This is a genomic window from Methyloprofundus sedimenti (genome assembly GCF_002072955.1).
Classification (GTDB): domain Bacteria; phylum Pseudomonadota; class Gammaproteobacteria; order Methylococcales; family Methylomonadaceae; genus Methyloprofundus; species Methyloprofundus sedimenti.
In genome coordinates this window covers 1,164,711-1,182,981 of the sequence record NZ_LPUF01000001.1, presented here as the reverse complement: position 1 = coordinate 1,182,981, position 18,271 = coordinate 1,164,711, and the positions used below count along the sequence as shown (strand labels likewise).

The window sequence follows — 18,271 nt, the reverse complement described above, 5'->3', positions numbered from 1 at the left end:
CATTCATGGACTGATATTTGCTTTTATGAATAATACGCACTAAACACTTTAGCTAAAGGAAGACATTATGGCCGAAAATGCCACTGCAACCATTACATTATCGAATAGTGAAAACACCAGTTCATTACCCGTCCACTCAGGCTCCCTGGGTCCAGATGTAATCGACATCAGAACACTGCATAAAACAACGGGTACATTTACCTACGACCCGGGCTTTACGTCTACCGCCAGTTGCAGCTCTAAAATTACGTTTATAGACGGTGATAAAGGCATATTACTGTATCGCGGCTATCCAATAGAGCAACTTGCAGAAAAATGCGACTTCCTCGAATCTTGCTACCTGTTATTAAACGGGGAGTTGCCTAATGGCGCGGAAATGCAGGAATTTGTCCACCAAATCACCCATCACACATTGGTACACGGACAAATGACCAATTTTTTTAACGGCTTCCGTCGTGATGCTCATCCTATGGCAATTCTTGTAGGCGTTGTTGGGGCAATGTCGGCTTTTTATCATGAATCAATGGATGTGAAAAATGCAGAAATCAGAAAATTATCCGCTATTCGCCTAATCGCAAAAATGCCAACGATTGTTGCTATGTGCCATAAATACTCGACTGGCATGCCATTTATGTATCCTAAAAACAGCTTAGGGTACAGTGAAAACTTTATGCGCATGTTACACGGCACTCCTTGTGATGACTACCTCCCAAACCCTATATTAACGCGAGCTCTGGATAGAATTCTGATTTTACACGCAGATCATGAACAAAATGCATCAACGTCTACCGTCAGACTGGCTGGTTCCAGTGGTGCGAACCCTTATGCCTGTGTGGCTGCTGGAATAGCCTGCCTGTGGGGCTCTGCTCATGGCGGAGCAAATGAGGCCGTGTTGGTCATGCTGGAAGAAATTGGTGATGTAGCGCATATCGACCGCTTTATAGCAAAAGCCAAAGATAAGAGTGACCCATTTAAACTGATGGGATTTGGCCATCGGGTCTATAAAAACTTCGACCCCAGAGCCGTATTAATGCGTCAAACCTGTCATGAAGTACTCAATGAATTAGGGTTACATGATGACAAACTATTTAAACTGGCTATGCAACTGGAAAATATTGCCCTGGAAGATGAGTATTTTATTGAAAAGAAATTGTATCCTAATGTAGATTTTTATTCAGGCATAGTCTTACGTGCGCTGGGAATCCCCACTGACATGTTTACTGCAATCTTTGCCATGGCCAGAACCGTCGGCTGGATTGCACAATGGGATGAGATGATTACCGACCCGGAACAAAAAATAGGCCGACCAAGACAATTATATACTGGCGCTGGCATTCGTGATGTCACCCCCATTGCGACTAGATAATTGAATTTCAAAAGAACTTAACCGTTTTCTCGTTCCCATGCTCCAGCATGGGAATGCAGTTTGTGATGCTGAGCATCACACAACCAAATCTACAATATTCAGATTACGGCAGTTATTTTATGTCACGTTCTACGCAATGGAGAAACGGCGTACCTCCCGAGTCAGTTTATAATCCACTTTGATAGCTTTATTCTGCTGACAACTATTATCCTGGAAACCGTAGTTGACCGCTATAAAACATTATAAGTCACTGAATATAAAATATAATGATCGTAAATACTTGTCACCCGCTGGGTGACTATATACTCCGCTTCACGGTTTTGAGAATTATTCTGCAAACTAAGCCCGAAAATTTTGCACAGTATAAAACTAACACTCAATAAGATTCACGGCCAAACCACCTCGTGATGTTTCTTTATATTTTGTTTGCATATCCGCACCCGTTTCACGCATCGTTTTAATTACTTTATCCAATGAGACAAAGTGTGTTCCATCACCACGTAAGGCAATTCTCGCGGCATTAATCGCCTTAACGGCCCCCATCGCATTACGTTCGATACAAGGTACTTGAACTAAACCGCCTACGGGATCACAAGTAAGTCCTAAATTATGTTCCATGCCAATTTCAGCGGCATTTTCAACCTGTTCAGCAGAGCCTCCCAAGACTTCTGCCAAGGCTCCTGCTGCCATCGAACATGCGACCCCTACCTCCCCCTGACAACCGACTTCAGCTCCCGAAATAGATGCATTTTCCTTATACAAAAAACCTATCGCCCCCGCCGTTAATAAAAACCGGATCACACCTTCTTCATTTGCATCTTTACAAAACTTCCAGTAATAATGCAGTACTGCTGGAATAATGCCTGCAGCACCATTCGTTGGAGCTGTTACTACACGCCCTCCCGCTGCGTTTTCCTCACTTACCGCCAGTGCATATAGATTAACCCAGTCCAGCGTCCCCATAGGCACTTTTGATATCTGTGCCTGTTCTTCATTAATTAGTTGTTTATATAGACCGGCTGCTCTACGCTTTACCTTCATGCCACCAGGCAGAATTCCTTCATTGGCTAACCCACGTTGCACGCAAGAGCGCATAACTTCCCAGATATGCAATAAATCACGCCTGATTTCGCCTTCACTAAGCCATGCTTTTTCATTATTAAACATAATATGGCTAAATGAACATTTATGTAGCATACACAGCTTTAATAGCTCATCAGCCGTTTTAAAAGGGTAAGGCAAACAGTCATCATTGTTATTAAAGCTAATACTGGTATCGGTTTCGCTTACAATAAAACCGCCGCCGACTGAATAAAAATCCTTTACCAGTAACTGAGTACCATCACTATCTTTCGCCGTAAAACGCATACCGTTAGCATGAAAAGGCAGTGCTTTGCGGTGGAAGATTATGTGTTCAGCCGGATTAAATTTAACAGGAAATTGACTTAAAAGATAAATCTCACCCGATTGCTCGATGCGCTGAAGTTTATCGTCAATACTATCTGGATCTATCGAGTCCGGCATCTTGCCTAACAACCCTAGCATTACCGCTTTATTGCTACCATGTCCTTTACCCGTAGCGCCCAAAGAGCCAAATAATTCTATAGTCAATGATCCCAGGCCTGACAGACATTCTTGCTGCTGCAAAGCTTCTGCAAAAGTGTATGCAGCACGCATAGGCCCAACGGTATGTGAGCTGGAAGGGCCAATGCCAACTTTAAAAATATCAAATACACTAATCGCCATACTGGAATTCTCCTGCACTGTAACTATTAATTGAAGCTGCTGCAACATTCATGCGTCATTAATAATATAGCAAGCACTTCTTGTACCATTCCAATTATCAATGTCTTTACAACTGAGGCACAGAACGTTATTCAGATACTATCTGAAGCCAAAGCATAATAAGTTAGCTTAAAATTGCAATAAGAGTAAGCGCAATTCAACCCGCCTTCAACGTATTCTTTTGAAGATTTACGGGCTTAAGTCGTAACTTGTTAGAGGTATGGAATTGTCCTTAACAAGGAGTAATAGCCGCTTTATTCGGAGCTATACACACCACAAGTCCATATTGAGCTCATGGTGGTAAAGCCTTCGAGTTTTCAGGAATTCAACGCTGGTGAGCGAATCGTTTTAATGACTATCATGCAGAATTAAACGCCCAGCAAATCCAGCTGATGATAAGCTTCACGTAACCATATTTTTACACGATGGCGTTCCAGCAGGCCTAATTTGACCGGACTACCAGGAACACTGTTTTTCGCGGCCCAAAAGCTTGCGCTCGTCGCATCAATTTTTTGCATCAGCGGTGGGTGTAACCGCTTTAAAGGCATAATTTTAGCATCTAACTCCAGCGCTTGCTTTCTGGCTGCTGAGTTTTCAAATATCTCAAAATTATCCCCGCGGAGTGCATTAAGGACTAATACATAGTTCATATTGGGGGCATGTTGCGCAAATAACGGATCTAAAAGGTCAACCGAGTCCTTGCCTGAATCCATTACATTCCAATAAGTCACTGTAATCCCAAGCTCCTCTGTTAATTCAGCAACCCCTGTCTCTTCAAACCATTTAACAAAGGGGTGAAATGTTTGTGCAGCTAGATCAACCAGAATATGTCGATCATTATCTTCTATCGCAGCCTCAACAATAGCATCAAGACTTTCAAAGGCTTCTACCTGCGTAGACACAGAATAATTAGCATAAAAACGTAATAAAGAACCATGAGAACGATCAGTATCAAACGCACAAAAAGGAATTTCACGATCAATCATATATTGAGCAAGTACCCTAGCAACCACAGATTTACCAACCCCCCCTTTTTCTCCACCTACAAAATGAATATTAGCCATTGCTTCTCCTTTAGTAAAAATAAAAATTAGTTTTTTGTTTGCGCGGTAACATCGCGTTTAATCTGGCTTGAATTAGCGCAGAAAACGAATGTTAGTATCATATAATCATTAGCAGGAAACAGGCCATATTCAGTTTTCATCATCCATAATGACAATATTTCGTCAAATGAAGTTATCCACTAAATACAAGACAATCAGCTTTTACTGGGTGGATTAAACTATCAACATATTGACAGCCCGTCCTAATCAAACTCAATACTATATTTAATGTCACTACTATATGTTGAGCCTGCGCGCGTTTCTATGCTGATATTTTTAGTGAGTTTATATTCCACTGCAAATTGCATTTGTGCTGTCAGCACATCCATAATATACCTTGCATATAAATTAGGACCTATCCGCTTCCCTATCACCATCGAATTTTGACCTACAGCGGTACTTTTTATTTCCAATTCATCAATACCAACAGTACCCATCACCGCATCAACATATTCTCGCCCCAGGCCTAATGCAACTTTAGCTATCAGGGCCGAACTATTGTCTCCGCTCTTACTAAGCGGCGCACCTGTCAGCAAATAGGCTAACGCATCATTATCACTAGATGACGGAACAGTATAAATACGGGTAACAGGATTTTTTAGCGTTCCGGTCAAGCTTAAATAGGCGATAGTCTTATCATTCCAGTCACTGGCCTTACGCGAAGCCAAAATATTGACACCAGGGTTTTCTACATTTCCTGCAAACAGTAACTGCCCCTTATCAATAGTTAGATCCTGGCCATAAGCAATATAGGTGCCTTCACGTAAATTCAGTTCATTAAACAATTTTAAGTCATTATTTACCTGTAATGCGCGTAACTGGCCCTCTAAACGTGCTTTCAAACCAAAACCTTGAACAGAAACCTCCTTACCTAGTGTAATAGTTACATCCATATCAACCAGGTAAGCGGGTGTTTTGACCTCCGGTTTTTTATCACTTACGACCACTTCGTCACCGCTAAGACCTACCGCACTTTCTGGAATAGTTTGAAATACCATAATCGCCTTAGGCACAGCTATATTACCCTGTAATTTAGCGCCTTGTTTATTCCCCGATAATTGCAGGTCTGGAGACAACCAGGCCTGTATCTCAGGTATTTGTATCAGCCTCAATTCCTCGCCTTTTATCGTCATAGTGTACTGCAATTGATCGCTGCTATAACGATCGACTTGACCATTAAGCAACAGGCGCTGCCCTTCTATATCAGTTCTGCCACGTAAAAAAATCCGCTCTTTTTGTGCATGCGTTAATTCAATATTCAAATCACTAAGCGACAATCCTGCACTCATTACAGTCAAGCTACCTTGCTGTAATTTCAGCCAGCTGTTATTTAGACTTGGTGACTTTAATAAACCTTGTATATGCACTTCGCCTTCTATAAGACCTGCAACATTACTCACTGAATCAGCAAAAGCACTTATAAAACCGATTTGTTCCAGATGTACATTAAGTAAGCCTTTTATTGTGGCAGTTGCCATGTTCGCTAGACCCAGGACTTTAACCTGCCCCTTAAGATGATTAGCATCATTTAAAACAATAGATAAATTGGACTGCATCGTATCAGCTAAAAGCTGGGCATCAAAATGCGCCATCTTAAAATTAACTCGCTGTACACCTATATCTTCGTCTTGCACTATCATGACACCCGGATCGAGTGTTACCTGCACATTTCCTTGCAATGCTTGCTGTAAAGAAAAGGAAAACCGACTCTGCAAAAGACTTTTTACTTGCACCGTTGGAGGCATCCAGTCGGCAAATATAGATAAAGGTAATTGCTGAATAGTTCCTGTCAGTTTTTGCCCGGTCAGCTCTGACACAGCGCTTATACATAGTAATCCCGTCCCGCTTTTTTGAGCTAAACAAATTTCTGTATCCAGCTTTGGTGCTTGTTCATCTACCAGGGCAATTTGCAATGGGCTGGTTTTTATAATTTCCCATATGCCTAGCGATCCACTCTGCATTTGCAGCTGTTGTATCTGTCCCTGCCACTTCCTGGCAACTGGCTCCCATGCACCTTGTAATGCTAAGTCCAGATTTACCTGCTCACTCTTCACCTGAGCACGCAACTCATGATGTGCATTTTGGCCAATACTTTGTAATTCAATGAGTTCAATCTGCTGATCGTTAAACACAATATTCTGTGCAGTCGCATGCACATTTAATTGCCCCTCGCCCGCTGTATCTAATATAGCTTTAGCGACTATACTGCCGACTTTATACTCTTGAAAACCAACTCCATCCGACAATAAATGAAATTTCACCTGGGGTTGAGTCATTGTTCCATGCAGCGACCCTTCCGCAAACACGGCCCCCATCAAATCAGGACTGAGATCATGTAAATTTTCTGCATTCAGCATAAAACGCACTAAATTACGTTTGCCGACCTCACCCTGAATATCTATATAGTTTGCACCCACACTTGCATGCAGTTTTTCTATAAAAGTTTGCTCCGCTGTATAGTGAATGTTAGCCGTGCCTTGTAATTTTTTATCTAAAATTATGCCATCCAGCTTTTTCACTTGCACATGAATATCCGGCTCATTAATAAGCTGCCCTGAAATTTCTGTGTCCAGATTTATTTCACCTGGATAATCCGGCGCAAGTGTAGCCAGTTGTAATTTTTTCGCCTGCAACTGTAGCTGACTAGGCAATCCTGCTGTCCAGCTAACTCGCCCCTTAGCGAGTATTTCGCCCTTTAATGCTTTTAAAAGCAAAGTATTTAAGGTGAGTTGTTCGGCGTTTCCCTGTCCCTGTAACTGCAGGTGCTCAGCTGACAAATCCCTGGCAAACAAATCGCTATCAAAATTCACAATATAATCGTCCGCTTTCCCCTGCAAAGTGAGTTTGGCATTTGTACTTGCGTATTGCTTCTCTCCCTGTAAAGGCCATTGCAATGCTGGCCAGGCTATTTGTAAATCAAACTGCGGGGATACATCACTCAACGCTACCCAGCCTTGTGCATGTATAGCGCTCGGTACCATCACATTGGCATCCAGATAGATTTTCTGAGTATCTCCGTGTAGCGATACATGCGCCTTTACATCGGCCAGGTCAGGCACCGATTTCGCCACGTTCACCTCTAATGTAAAGGGCGTGTTATGCCCTAATTCCAGGGCCACATTGCCGTCCTGCAATTGCACCATCTCGCTATCCAGCAGCAACTGGCTAATTTGCAAGTCCTGCCCTTGATACAACAAAGCCAGGCTAATCTTGTCTAGCAAATAATCGGACTCACCCTGTCTAATACTCAAGTCACTCACAGAGATATGACTAACCATTAAAGTCACCGGCATAACAAAAGGAGGCGATTCAGGCTCCTCTGCTACGGGTTCTGTGCTGTCAAGCAGCACAACATCAACGCCTGCCGCCTGCAATGACTCAAATAAAACGCGCTCTTGCAGCAAATCCTGCAACTTGAGCTGATAAGACAGCGACTTTATATTGACCTCAACCACATCATCCCGGTAGCTCACATCAGTGACGAATATATCACTCAAAAGTAAACCATCGACTTTAGCAATGCTCAGCCCGGGCACTTGATTGATGGCCTGCAACACCACCCAGCGATTAAACTGCGGACTGTAAAACAGCAAGGCAATCACCACCACAAGTATCAACACTGTTGTGCAAAAGATCGCAAGAGAGGCACGGAATAATATCCTCATAAGGCCGTACTCAAGCTAAAATGCACATGCACATCACCGAAATCACCCGTAGGTACGGCAAGATCAAGCCGCACCGGCCCCACTATGGAATACCAGCGTACACCTAAACCCACACCCAGCTTCATATCAATAACGTCATTAAAGGCATCTCCCGCATCAACAAATGCAGCCATGCTCCAGTTTTCATAAACGCGTTGCTCATATTCCAGACTGCTAGTGATTAAATAACGCCCACCGACAACATCCCCGGCGGCATTACGTGGGCCGATACTTTTATAATCATAACCACGTACACTTTCCCCACCCCCGGCATAAAAACGGTAACTCGTAGGCAAATTTGCAAAATCATCAACAGCCGTAGCCCCTAAATCAACTCGTGCTATCAGGCACCCTCCATAAAAGGTAGGGTAAGAAATTTTGGTATACCATTTGGGCTGAATAAAGCTCACTGAAGAGCCCACATTACGATGCGCTCCGTTCACCTGAAACATATATTTATAGCCTTCTAAATACATGCCTTTTTTTGTCGCTCTGACATTGGACATGCTAATACCCGGCACCAACATATAGCTCGTTTGATAGGGATCATTTGTAGAATTGCGAAAACGTTCAAAGACAAAATTTAATTGTTCAGCCAGTACTAATTGACCATATAAGCGGTTAGATAGCCGCACCCCTATCTCAGCTTTTTGATTATCAACATAGGTGGTATTTTCATAAGTGACGCCGGCAAAAAAAGACAAACGATCTTTTAATGGATTACTCAGCGGCATCAAATATTCCAGCGCCAGATTAGATTTTTTAAGTGATAGATTCAAGTTGGAAATAAACTGATAACCGCTTTCATTCAAGTATCTATTTTTATACCCGGCACTAAGCCGAAAACCAAGGTCAGTATCATAACCAGTCCCTGCCGACACTACATGTTGAGGTTGATTAGTCAATTTAACAGTTAGCGGAGCCTGATAATCCTGTGCCTGATTTTGCTGGTATTTTAACTCGATATTTTTAAAATAATCCGACGAGTCTAACAACTGATGTGTCTCAAAAATCTTGGCCCGGTCATAAGCCTGGCCTTCCTTTATCGTCAAATATTTACTTGTAAAATAAATACTTAAGGCATTCTTCTCAATATCAATCTTGCTAATATAATAGCGCTTGCCTGTTTGTAGATGTAATTGAATAGTAGCAGTATTGGTATCAGGATTGACAGACAATTGCTTAAGTACAAAATAATTATCGAAATAGCCTTTGGCATCCGCACGGTTTTTTAATTTCTTTTTAATCTCGTCATATACTTCGTGATTGACTGTATCGCCAACTTTAATGCTGATTTCTTGCAATATTTCGCTAAAAAAAAGTTCATCTGCTCCTGGCCCCAGCACCTGAATATCAATAGAATCGATAATCATCGGAGGTCCCGGATCAATAACAAATAAAACCTCCCAGCAGTCATTTTGCCAACTCAGGTTTTTAGTAATTTGTGGATGATAATAGCCTAAAGCCCGTAAAGCTTTCTCTACCTGCAATGGCGCTTGTTTAAACAAACGTTTGATTTTCCAGCTGGGTGCCTCACAAATCTCACTACTTAAAGATAAATAAGCGCGAACATTTTTTTCTTGCTCATCATTCAGACCCTGAATTTCTATCTCCGGGGAAGCATAAAGCAAACCCGAGTAAGCAAGAAAAAACAGAAATACCCCGAGCTGACAAAATCGGTGGAAGATGAAGATAAAATAGCGGAAATTATTCAAGGAATCAGCAATAAGTTAGAGCCAATAATTTTTGATAAATCTAATTATTTGTTGGCAAAGTAGATTGGCATGGTTTGCAATGAGAGCCTACAACCTGAAAAATATGTATATGAGTGATACTTTTATAGTCACTCAGACCTGTTGATCTACAAAACCATTATTGACTAACCTTTTGTTGTTTGTTGATTGAATTTGCATAAAACATTAATGCCCATCCGCGACTGGCAATTTCACTGCTGAGCGCAAAGGAGAGAAACCAAAAGTCTGAAAAAGGCCAGTTCAACCAAGCCATAAGCCCAAGCAATACCGAAACACTTCCTCCAATTCTCGCCGAATTGAGACTATGAATTTCGATCACAAAAGTAAGCATAAATCTATACAAACCTTGCATAATAAGATATGCGGCAACTATCAAGCTAAGCGTAAGTGATGTGGCACCTATATTTGTAAAAATAATAAACCCACAGACTAAATCAATCATACCGCCTTGCATATTCATTAACACAAGCGTTTGCCTGTCAGAGGCAAAAGCATCAATACAACGCAAGATTCCAGCCAGCAAAATGATAGCTGAAGAAACCGGAATCCAGGAGGAGCTTGTTCCTAACATTTGCATATGGGGTGCTACCACTGAGAGTATTAACAATAACGAACCGAAAGCAAACATCATTGCGCCCCTGAACATAAACCACCCAGGGCGATTTATAAATGTTTCTGCTTCTGTGACTTTAATTTTAGTCTTCATAACACCTCCTGGTGTACTGGCAATACTACAAAATATGGGCTTATATAAATAGCATTATGTCTTTACGGCCAGCAAAAGTCACTAGGTAAATCAGCTATATATTTCTGACTTAATTGAAAATAGATACACCTCTAATATTGAATAACGACCATTTCCAGCACAGCAATTACCAGCATACTGAGCTATACTAATCAGCTATTTTTGATAAACAATCAACTATGTCCGCTTTATCTCAACTGTCTCAATACCTGCAATTACCCAAAACAGCAGAAGACTCATTACAGGCACAACGTCTGTTTCATGGCCGGGGTCATGGTTACCCTGATTTACATCATGTCACTATAGACTGGCTGCCGCCTGTCATATTAATCACTTTATTTGCGCCTGAATCAGAGACTGAAATAGACATACTGGCAGATTACTTGGTGTCTCAGTTAACCTCTTGTCAAAGTGTGCAACTGCAACATCGATATGAATTATCGGGGCCTATTGATATTATTCGCGGCGCTACCATCACCCAACTTGCGATTCAGGAAGATAATCTGAAATTCAATATCCGTTTAGGACAAGTTCGTAATACCGGCTTGTTTCTGGATATGCGTAACGGGCGCAGATGGGTGCAACAACAGAGTCAGGATAAACGCGTACTCAATTTATTTGCCTATACCTGCGGTTTTTCAGTAGCCGCAATTGCTGGCAATGCGAAGTCAGTCTTAAATGTTGATATGAGCAGTGCCGCTCTGAATACCGGGCGCGAAAACCATCGTTTAAACGGGCAGGCACTGGAACAAGTATACTTTGAAAAGCTTAATACCTTTAAATCCTTTAGCCGACTGAAAAAACGCGGGCCATTTGATCTATTGATTTGTGACCCACCAACGTTACAAAAAGGCAGTGTCGATATTGCAAAAGACTATCCTAAAATACTACGCCGGCTTGATCAATTTATGGCACCGGGAGCAACGCTACTATTATGCTTAAATGCGCCGGAACTCGGACGGGATTACTTAATCGAACATATAGCAGAACTGGCACCACAATATACGCTAGTACAAGAAATCCCCGCACCAGAGGTATATCTGGAAGCGGAAGGCAAAGGCCTGAAGATACTGTGCTTTAAAGCCATGTAATGAGATTCGGCTGGTACAGCGGCAATATGGTTTGCAAAATAGCTAACATCGCCAGGCTCGCTGAACAACTAGAAAAAGCCTGAAAATACCTTTCTATCGATACTAAAACCCGCTGCATTTTGATGCCCGCCCCCCCCGAAACAAACTGCCAGCTTAGAAACATCAAAATCACCAATAGAACGCAGGCCACACTCATAACACTGTCTCTTTCCATGATAGTGGTAGGTTAACCCAAATGTCCCTGATTTTTTAGCTAAAGCATGTCCTAAATCACTGGAAAATGCGCCCGGTGCATTAACGGCCAGGCCCAGCGTATCATTGAGCCTTATACTATGCCTCGAATTTAACAAGGTTTTAACCATTTGCCGATGTTGTTTTAATAAAATTTTTCCTTCGCGGTATAAAATATCTATTTGTATCTGTTCAAACGCAGCATAAGAAATCGGCCGGCGCAAAAACAAGGCTTTCATGATTTCCTCAGTATGCCTTAATTGATGCCGCCATAAATCATGGTCTTCAATATGCCGTAATAGCATGGGCGGCTCAATATCGCCCTGAAAATAATGCCACGCGATCATGCAGCCACTTTGCTGCATATCAAAGTTTATCTCCAGATTTTCAGGAATTTCCCCCTGATAAGCGTTAAATGCTTGTTGTGCGCTGATATGGTGATCTAACACAACAACTTTACTGGCTTTTTGGGCAGCATTGACTAATTGCTCTATAGGATAACAAAAATCTAATATATATAGCACGTCACCTGCAGGAAATTCAGGCATCGGCATTTGATGCCGTACCGCCTTATATTGCACCGAATCACCTAAGGACTTCCATGCTGACCATGCCGCGCCATAACCATCCAGGCAGTCTGCATGATAAAGTACTGTTATTGTTTGTTTGCTGTTTTCACTCGTCATATTGCTACTATGAGTCTTATAAAACTTTTAGTCTATACCTAAATGCCATAAATCAATATCAAGCATGATATTTTCTCTGAATAATCCGTTTTCACTCATTTATCCAGACACATGCAAACATCAAAAAACTTATGCAATACCCCTGTCTTATTTGAAAGCTTAGATTCAACTAATAAGTGCATTGGCAATTTTCAAATGACACTATTGATTGATAACTCTGCTTGTTTTAGAACTTGACCGTCAGCGCACACCACACATTAGAAGATGAGCTGGTTGATATTGCACAATGGTCTACGCATAAGAAAGCAATTCTAAAACAACTTATTATGCCCTTCATCGTTTCGGGGAATTTGTTTTACATTTTCCAGACGCGCTGAAATGGCTTGACGAGCATAATCCATTTAACACAGCTCAGTTGCGGATTCAAAGCTGATTTGAGCGCTTTGTAACACCGCCAGGCAATTCTTCTGACACTGAATATTCGCGGCAAGTTGAGCCATTGCTGAGAAAATATCGGGCATTATAGTTAGCAAAGAAAGCAGAAAAATCATTACCCTGGTCAGATTTGACAAGAAATTAGGATAAGATAGAGGATGTTGTGTTAAACCCTGATCATTTAGAAAACGCAGCTTGAATTATTAGGCGCAAACGATGTTGAAAAACCCCTTTTCTGCGCTTTATATTATGCATATTTTCTTTAATTTTATTGCCAAGGAGATTTTTCCATGAGGATTTTTAGTCTTTTACTGCTACTTGCTTTGCTTGCTACAGCTGGACTAGCTGTAAACAACTGGGATATTTTTATTACTCCTGGTGCATTATCGTTTGGGTTTACAACGGCTCAAGTGCCACTGGGACTGGTAATGCTGGGGATAGTAATTTTTATTACTGTATTGTTTCTTATTGATATAGCTTACCTGCAATCCTCCGCTCTTCTTGAAGCGCATCACCATTCCCGTGAACTGCAGGTTAACCGAAAGCTTATCGATCAGGCCGAGGCATCGCAGGTAACAGAATTATATAATTTCCTGGAAAGTGAATTAGCGAAGCAAACAGCGCATGGAGAAGAAATGAAATCCGAAATACTAGAAAAAGTTGACCAGTTTGAAAACAATCTTTACGGAGTTGTTAAGCAGTCAGAAAATTCATTGTTCGCTTATATTGGTGAGTTAGAAGATCGCCTGGAAAAAAAATAAAAATTGATAAAAAAACAGGTTTTATTCCGCGCTCCGCTTTAACCTAGAAACCGCAGTTGAGTACGGATTTTGTGGAAAATCTGAGTGTGAAAGACAAGGCACAGCTCACAGACAATGGCCATAGCCCTTGGCAAGAGCAGTAACGCTGTATTTCGTGTGCAAATTTATCCACAAAACCGTGAAGCGGAGTATAGTCACCCAGCAGGTGACAAGCATTTACGATCATTATATTTTATATTCAGTCACTTATAATGTTTTATAGCGGTCAACTGCGGTTTCTAGGATTAAGCAACTATCCGCTGTAAGCTTTGCTGCAACGAGGCTTTAAATGCCTCATCATTGACGAATAACTTATACAGTTCCAATTCATCTTTACGGCGGTGCAGCATGACTTCTTTTAATATTTTTTCAAAAGCTAACTCTCTGTTATGCGGGTCCGGGTTACCTTGATATTTGGCCTCAAAATCAGGGTGTGTTTTAAGACTGTTAGCAATATTTAAGAACTTTATTTTCTGCTCTTCAGGTGTCGCACCCCAGCCCTGGAACCAGCGCTCATTAAAGTTACGAATAATTTCATCAAGCGGGTTGGTTTCTTCTTCGCCATATTTACCACGGGGATTTGAATTTTGCGGATCTAATTCCGTTTCAGCATCATCCAGGCTGATAGTTTGATTAAGCTTGACGCGTTCAAGACCATAAGAGCTTAGGTCAACGGATTCAAGCAGCTCATCCAATAAATCAGCATCAGGATCTTCAACTTTAAGCTTAGGAATTAAAAACTTCAGAAACCAGAATAGCTTTTCCCACGCTACAATTTCATACGGCATGATAGAAGCCATTTGGCCATAGATTTTGACAAACTGTTTAGCTTTGATTTTAAAGTCAATTTTGTCGTCATTTTCCAGCTCCAGTTCTGCATTAAAACGATCTGCGGCAACATCAATAATGGGGCTGAGTTCCTGTGCATCGTCTTGATTAAAGTAACGCTTAATAAAAACCTCAACCTCAGACCACTCATAGACGCCTACTTCATCAAGCGCTGTTTTAAGCTCATGTAATACATTAATATCAGTCGCTTCTGATAAAGAGGTTGCGGTATAGAAAGGATCAAATGCAGTCTTGATATCGTCAACACTATTAAAAAAATCCAATACGAACAAATCTTCCGTTTTCTTTGCCAATTTAGGCGCTGATCGATTTAAACGGGATAGGGCCTGTACCGCCAGAACTCCTTGTAACTTTTTATCAACATACATGGAACAGAGCTTAGGCTGGTCAAAGCCCGTGAGGTATTTGTTGGCAACCACTAATAGCCGGTATTCATCGGTAGCAAATTTATGTCGGGTATCATTTTCAGAGAAACCATTCATATCAGGTTCGACATATTCAACGCCATCGACCTCTTTCTTGTCTGAAAAGGCGATTAAAATTTTAAAAGGATTCCCCTGTTGCTTTAGAATTCGATTAATCGCCTGGTAATACCGAATCGCTGTTTCAATATTCTGCGTAATCACCATGCCTTTCGCTTTACCCTTAAGCTTTTTGCTATTGACCACTTGCGGGATAAAGTGATCCATCATGATCTCAGCTTTGGTATCGATGGTTTGCTGGCTACGTTCTACATAAGCGCGTAATTTCTGCTGCGCTTTTTTACTATCAAATTGCGGGTTTTCCGCTATCGACTTTTCAATCTCATAATAAGACTTATAGGTGGTGTAATTGGCCAGAACATCCAGAATAAAGCCCTCCCGAATTCATATAATAACTGCAACACCTCTTTAAAGGGTTAGATGGTATAGTTTCCGTCGACTAAAACCTGAAACTAAAAAGAGGTGCTCAATGAACACGTTTAACCATCTAACCCAAGAGGAAAGATTTTACATTTATACGCAACTAAAACAAGGCGTTTCTAAGAATCAAATAGCCATCACATTGGGGCGTCATAAATCGACTATTGGACGTGAAATTACGCGTAATACAGGTCAGTGTGGTTATCGTTACAAGCAAGCTGAGAGAATAGCTAAACAACGCCATATTGATAAGCCCAAAAACATCAAGATGACGGCTGAGTTACAACAGATAATAACGCCTTTAATCAAAGAGAAATGGAGCCCTGACTGTATTTCAGGACGCTTAAAACAACAAGGTAAGGACTCCGTCAGTCATGAGACTATTTACCGTTATATTTTAGCTAACAAAGCAGCCGGTGGCGATTTGTATACTTATTTGAGGCATCAAGCCAAACCTTATCGTAAGCGATATGGAAAAAATGATTATCGCGGAACGATACCCAGCCGTGTTGATATTGATGAGCGACCACAAGTGGTTGATGATAAAACGCGTTTAGGTGATTGGGAAGCAGATACTGTTATCGGTAAAGGACATAAAGGCGTATTGGTGACGCTGACTGAACGGGTCTCAAAGCTCAACTTCGCCATCTCAATTGAGCGTAAAGAATCTGAATTAACGAAAGAGGCGATTATCAATGCTCTTGAGCCTTTTAAACGTTGGGTTCACACGATTACCTTTGATAATGGACGTGAGTTTTGTGGGCATGAAGCCATTGCAAAAACACTTGACTGCGGCACTTATTTTGCCAAACCGTATCATTCGTGGCAACGAGGTTTAAATGAAAACCACAATGGCTTATTAAGGCAATACTTCCCTAAAAAAGAACCTTTGGATAAGGTAACTCAAGATGAGGTTGATAGTGCCATTACAGCACTTAATCATCGTCCAAGAAAAGGGTTAAATTACAGAACTCCATGGGAAGTATTTTGCCAAATAACGGGGGTTGATATAAATAAATCACAGGGTGTTGCATTAATTGCTTGAATTCGCGCCTCTTCAATCGCCTGTTTCATGGAATACAAGTGAAACGGGACAAAACTACCATCAGACTGTTGCTGACCAAACTTTTCCAGTGTAGTGCTTTTCGGTGTTGCGGTAAAAGCCAGATAAGAAGCATTACCGCGCATTTTGCGTGAACGCATCGCGTCTAGAATTTTATCCTGAACATCTTCCTCATCTTCATCCTTACCCATCGCTCTATTCATATTGTCATGCGCAGAACCGCTTTGTGAACTGTGCGCCTCGTCAATAATGACCGCAAAACGCTTGTCACTTAAATCGCTGATACCCTCAATAATAAAAGGAAATTTCTGAATCGTAGTAATGATAATTTTCTTACCATTTTCCAGGGCACTTTTTAGCTCAGAGGATTTGTGCGCAGGAGCAACGATATTCTTTACTTCAGAAAAATCCTTAATATTGTCACGCAACTGTTTATCCAGTAAGCGACGATCCGTTACCACAATGACAGAATCAAACAAAGGCTGATCCAGGCCTTTAGCACCTGGAATATCAGCCGAAGCAGGATAAGCTTCAATTAACTGATAAGCCGCCCAGGCAATGGAATTACTTTTGCCGGAGCCTGCTGAATGCTGGATCAAATAGGTTTGCCCGACGCCGTTAATGGCAACATCGGCAATCAGGCTACGCACGACATGCAGTTGATGATAACGCGGGAAGAATAGCGTACGTTTATTAATAGGGTCTTTACTGCTACCATCCAGCCGCACAAAATGTTGCACAATATTTGCCAGATTTTCTTTACTGAAAACCTCTTGCCATAAATAGGCAGTTTTATGACCATCGGGGTTGGCAGGGTTGCCTTTGCCATGATGATGACCTTTATTAAACGGTAAAAAGAAAGTCTCTTTCCCCGTTAATTTGGTGGTCATATATACTTCATCAGTATCTACTGCCATATGTACCAAACAACGGCCAAAGTTTAATAAGGGTTGCGTAATATCACGATCTTCACGGTATTGTTTTTGCCCATGATAACGTGCTGTTTGCCCTGTCCATGGGTTTTTAAGCTCCAAGGTTACCAATGCTAGGCCATTAACAAATAACACCATATCAATTTCCTGCAATGGATTAGCCAAAGAATAGCGCACCTGGCGAGTGCAACTAAAAATATTGCTGGCAAAGTTCTTCTTCACACTGTCACTGCTACTAGCTAAAGGCGCGGGATACATAAGATGTAGATGAGCATCATCGACAGCTAAACCTTTTTTTAACAAATGCACAACGCCATATTTTTTGATCATTCGGTCAAAGCGTTCAAGGATTTTCCGCTGCCAATCGTTAGGGCTATTACGTTTCAGCTTATCCAGTTCTTTTTCTTGGGTTTGCTTAAGAAATGACCAAAAGTGATGGCTATCAATCGCGTATTGGGCATTAAAATCTGCAGCATGCCCCTTGTGGTAGTAATGCGCACCAAAACCAGCAGGCTTTTCACCAACTTTATTGGCCAGTTCTTCCAGACGCGCGCCGGTTAAATGCTTTTCTATGGCGGATTCTAAAGCTTGTTCATTGGTTTGGCTGACCATACTTAATTAGTTCCTGATTTTAATATTTTTTATCATCGACTTATAAAAAAAACGTAGGTTGAGTTACTGCTTTTCGTAACCCAACATTTAATAAAAACATCTCATTCATGCCCAACATCAGCAAATAAAGCAATAGGATTGCTACCCCAATTAGGGTCGATAATTTTATGACGAATATACCGATGGATACTGCTGTATTGCCAACCTACGTTG

Annotated in this window: 12 protein-coding genes; 4 read left to right on the top strand and 8 right to left on the bottom strand. The window is 41.4% G+C overall.

The genetic code is table 11. The annotated features are described in order from the left end of the window. Window positions 1–67 precede the first annotated feature (67 nt). Entirely contained in the window at window positions 68–1,366 is a 1,299-nt protein-coding gene (gltA, locus tag AU255_RS05235; protein ID WP_080521891.1) for a citrate synthase, read from the top strand. Between the two features lie 369 nt (window positions 1,367–1,735). Here the strand turns inward: gltA and AU255_RS05230 are convergent, their stop codons facing one another. From AU255_RS05230 to AU255_RS05210, 5 genes are all read right to left on the bottom strand, one after another. Then, entirely contained in the window at window positions 1,736–3,112 is a 1,377-nt protein-coding gene (locus AU255_RS05230) for an L-serine ammonia-lyase (protein WP_080521890.1), read from the bottom strand. A gap of 407 nt (window positions 3,113–3,519) precedes the next feature. Further along, a complete protein-coding gene (locus AU255_RS05225) occupies window positions 3,520–4,215 on the bottom strand; it encodes a P-loop NTPase family protein (protein WP_080521889.1) in 696 nt (231 codons plus the stop codon). 242 nt (window positions 4,216–4,457) lie between these two features. Next, window positions 4,458–7,919, bottom strand: a complete 3,462-nt coding sequence (locus AU255_RS05220; protein WP_080521888.1) for a translocation/assembly module TamB domain-containing protein — start codon at window positions 7,917–7,919, stop codon at window positions 4,458–4,460. Next, the gene (locus AU255_RS05215) at window positions 7,916–9,673 is read right to left on the bottom strand and encodes an autotransporter assembly complex protein TamA (RefSeq protein ID WP_143735862.1); all 1,758 of its coding nucleotides are present in this window, start codon (window positions 9,671–9,673) and stop codon (window positions 7,916–7,918) included. Before AU255_RS05215 ends, AU255_RS05220 begins: the two co-directional genes overlap by 4 nt. Window positions 9,674–9,830: 157 nt before the next feature. Next, window positions 9,831–10,418: a DUF308 domain-containing protein gene (locus AU255_RS05210; protein ID WP_080521886.1), complete on the bottom strand. Its 588-nt coding sequence runs from the start codon at window positions 10,416–10,418 to the stop codon at window positions 9,831–9,833. Window positions 10,419–10,636: 218 nt separating this feature from the next. Between AU255_RS05210 and AU255_RS05205 the strand changes: the two genes are divergently transcribed. Beyond that, window positions 10,637–11,548: a class I SAM-dependent methyltransferase gene (locus AU255_RS05205; RefSeq protein ID WP_143735861.1), complete on the top strand. Its 912-nt coding sequence runs from the start codon at window positions 10,637–10,639 to the stop codon at window positions 11,546–11,548. Between the two features lie 68 nt (window positions 11,549–11,616). Here AU255_RS05205 and AU255_RS05200 read toward each other — a convergent pair whose 3' ends face one another. Next, complete coding sequence (locus AU255_RS05200; protein WP_080521885.1) at window positions 11,617–12,465, bottom strand: DHH family phosphoesterase; 849 nt, start codon at window positions 12,463–12,465, stop codon at window positions 11,617–11,619. 725 nt (window positions 12,466–13,190) lie between these two features. Between AU255_RS05200 and AU255_RS05195 the strand changes: the two genes are divergently transcribed. After that, a complete protein-coding gene (locus AU255_RS05195; protein WP_080521884.1) occupies window positions 13,191–13,661 on the top strand; it encodes a hypothetical protein in 471 nt (156 codons plus the stop codon). A 284-nt stretch (window positions 13,662–13,945) separates the two neighbouring features. On the opposite strand, the gene AU255_RS05190 is transcribed toward AU255_RS05195, so the two are convergent. Then, complete coding sequence (locus tag AU255_RS05190; protein ID WP_233144556.1) at window positions 13,946–15,241, bottom strand: type I restriction enzyme subunit R domain-containing protein; 1,296 nt, start codon at window positions 15,239–15,241, stop codon at window positions 13,946–13,948. Window positions 15,242–15,500: 259 nt separating this feature from the next. Here AU255_RS05190 and AU255_RS05185 point away from each other — a divergent pair, with 259 nt between their 5' ends. Next, on the top strand, window positions 15,501–16,496 hold the full coding sequence (locus tag AU255_RS05185) for an IS30 family transposase (RefSeq protein ID WP_143735847.1): 996 nt from the start codon (window positions 15,501–15,503) through the stop codon (window positions 16,494–16,496). Here the strand turns inward: AU255_RS05185 and AU255_RS05180 are convergent. After that, a complete protein-coding gene (locus AU255_RS05180; RefSeq protein WP_233144555.1) occupies window positions 16,415–18,058 on the bottom strand; it encodes a DEAD/DEAH box helicase family protein in 1,644 nt (547 codons plus the stop codon). The genes AU255_RS05185 and AU255_RS05180 overlap by 82 nt on opposite strands. Window positions 18,059–18,271 lie beyond the last annotated feature (213 nt).

Bases quoted from the DNA above. Each gene is read 5' to 3' on its own strand.
- gltA (WP_080521891.1), top strand. From the start codon at position 68: ATGGCCGAAAATGCCACTGCAACCATTACATTATCGAATAGTGAAAAC.
- AU255_RS05230 (WP_080521890.1), bottom strand. From the start codon at position 3,112: ATGGCGATTAGTGTATTTGATATTTTTAAAGTTGGCATTGGCCCTTCC.
- AU255_RS05225 (WP_080521889.1), bottom strand. From the start codon at position 4,215: ATGGCTAATATTCATTTTGTAGGTGGAGAAAAAGGGGGGGTTGGTAAA.
- AU255_RS05220 (WP_080521888.1), bottom strand. From the start codon at position 7,919: ATGAGGATATTATTCCGTGCCTCTCTTGCGATCTTTTGCACAACAGTG.
- AU255_RS05210 (WP_080521886.1), bottom strand. From the start codon at position 10,418: ATGAAGACTAAAATTAAAGTCACAGAAGCAGAAACATTTATAAATCGC.
- AU255_RS05205 (WP_143735861.1), top strand. From the start codon at position 10,637: ATGTCCGCTTTATCTCAACTGTCTCAATACCTGCAATTACCCAAAACA.
- AU255_RS05200 (WP_080521885.1), bottom strand. From the start codon at position 12,465: ATGACGAGTGAAAACAGCAAACAAACAATAACAGTACTTTATCATGCA.
- AU255_RS05195 (WP_080521884.1), top strand. From the start codon at position 13,191: ATGAGGATTTTTAGTCTTTTACTGCTACTTGCTTTGCTTGCTACAGCT.
- AU255_RS05190 (WP_233144556.1), bottom strand. From the start codon at position 15,241: ATGATGGATCACTTTATCCCGCAAGTGGTCAATAGCAAAAAGCTTAAG.
- AU255_RS05185 (WP_143735847.1), top strand. From the start codon at position 15,501: ATGAACACGTTTAACCATCTAACCCAAGAGGAAAGATTTTACATTTAT.
- AU255_RS05180 (WP_233144555.1), bottom strand. From the start codon at position 18,058: ATGGTCAGCCAAACCAATGAACAAGCTTTAGAATCCGCCATAGAAAAG.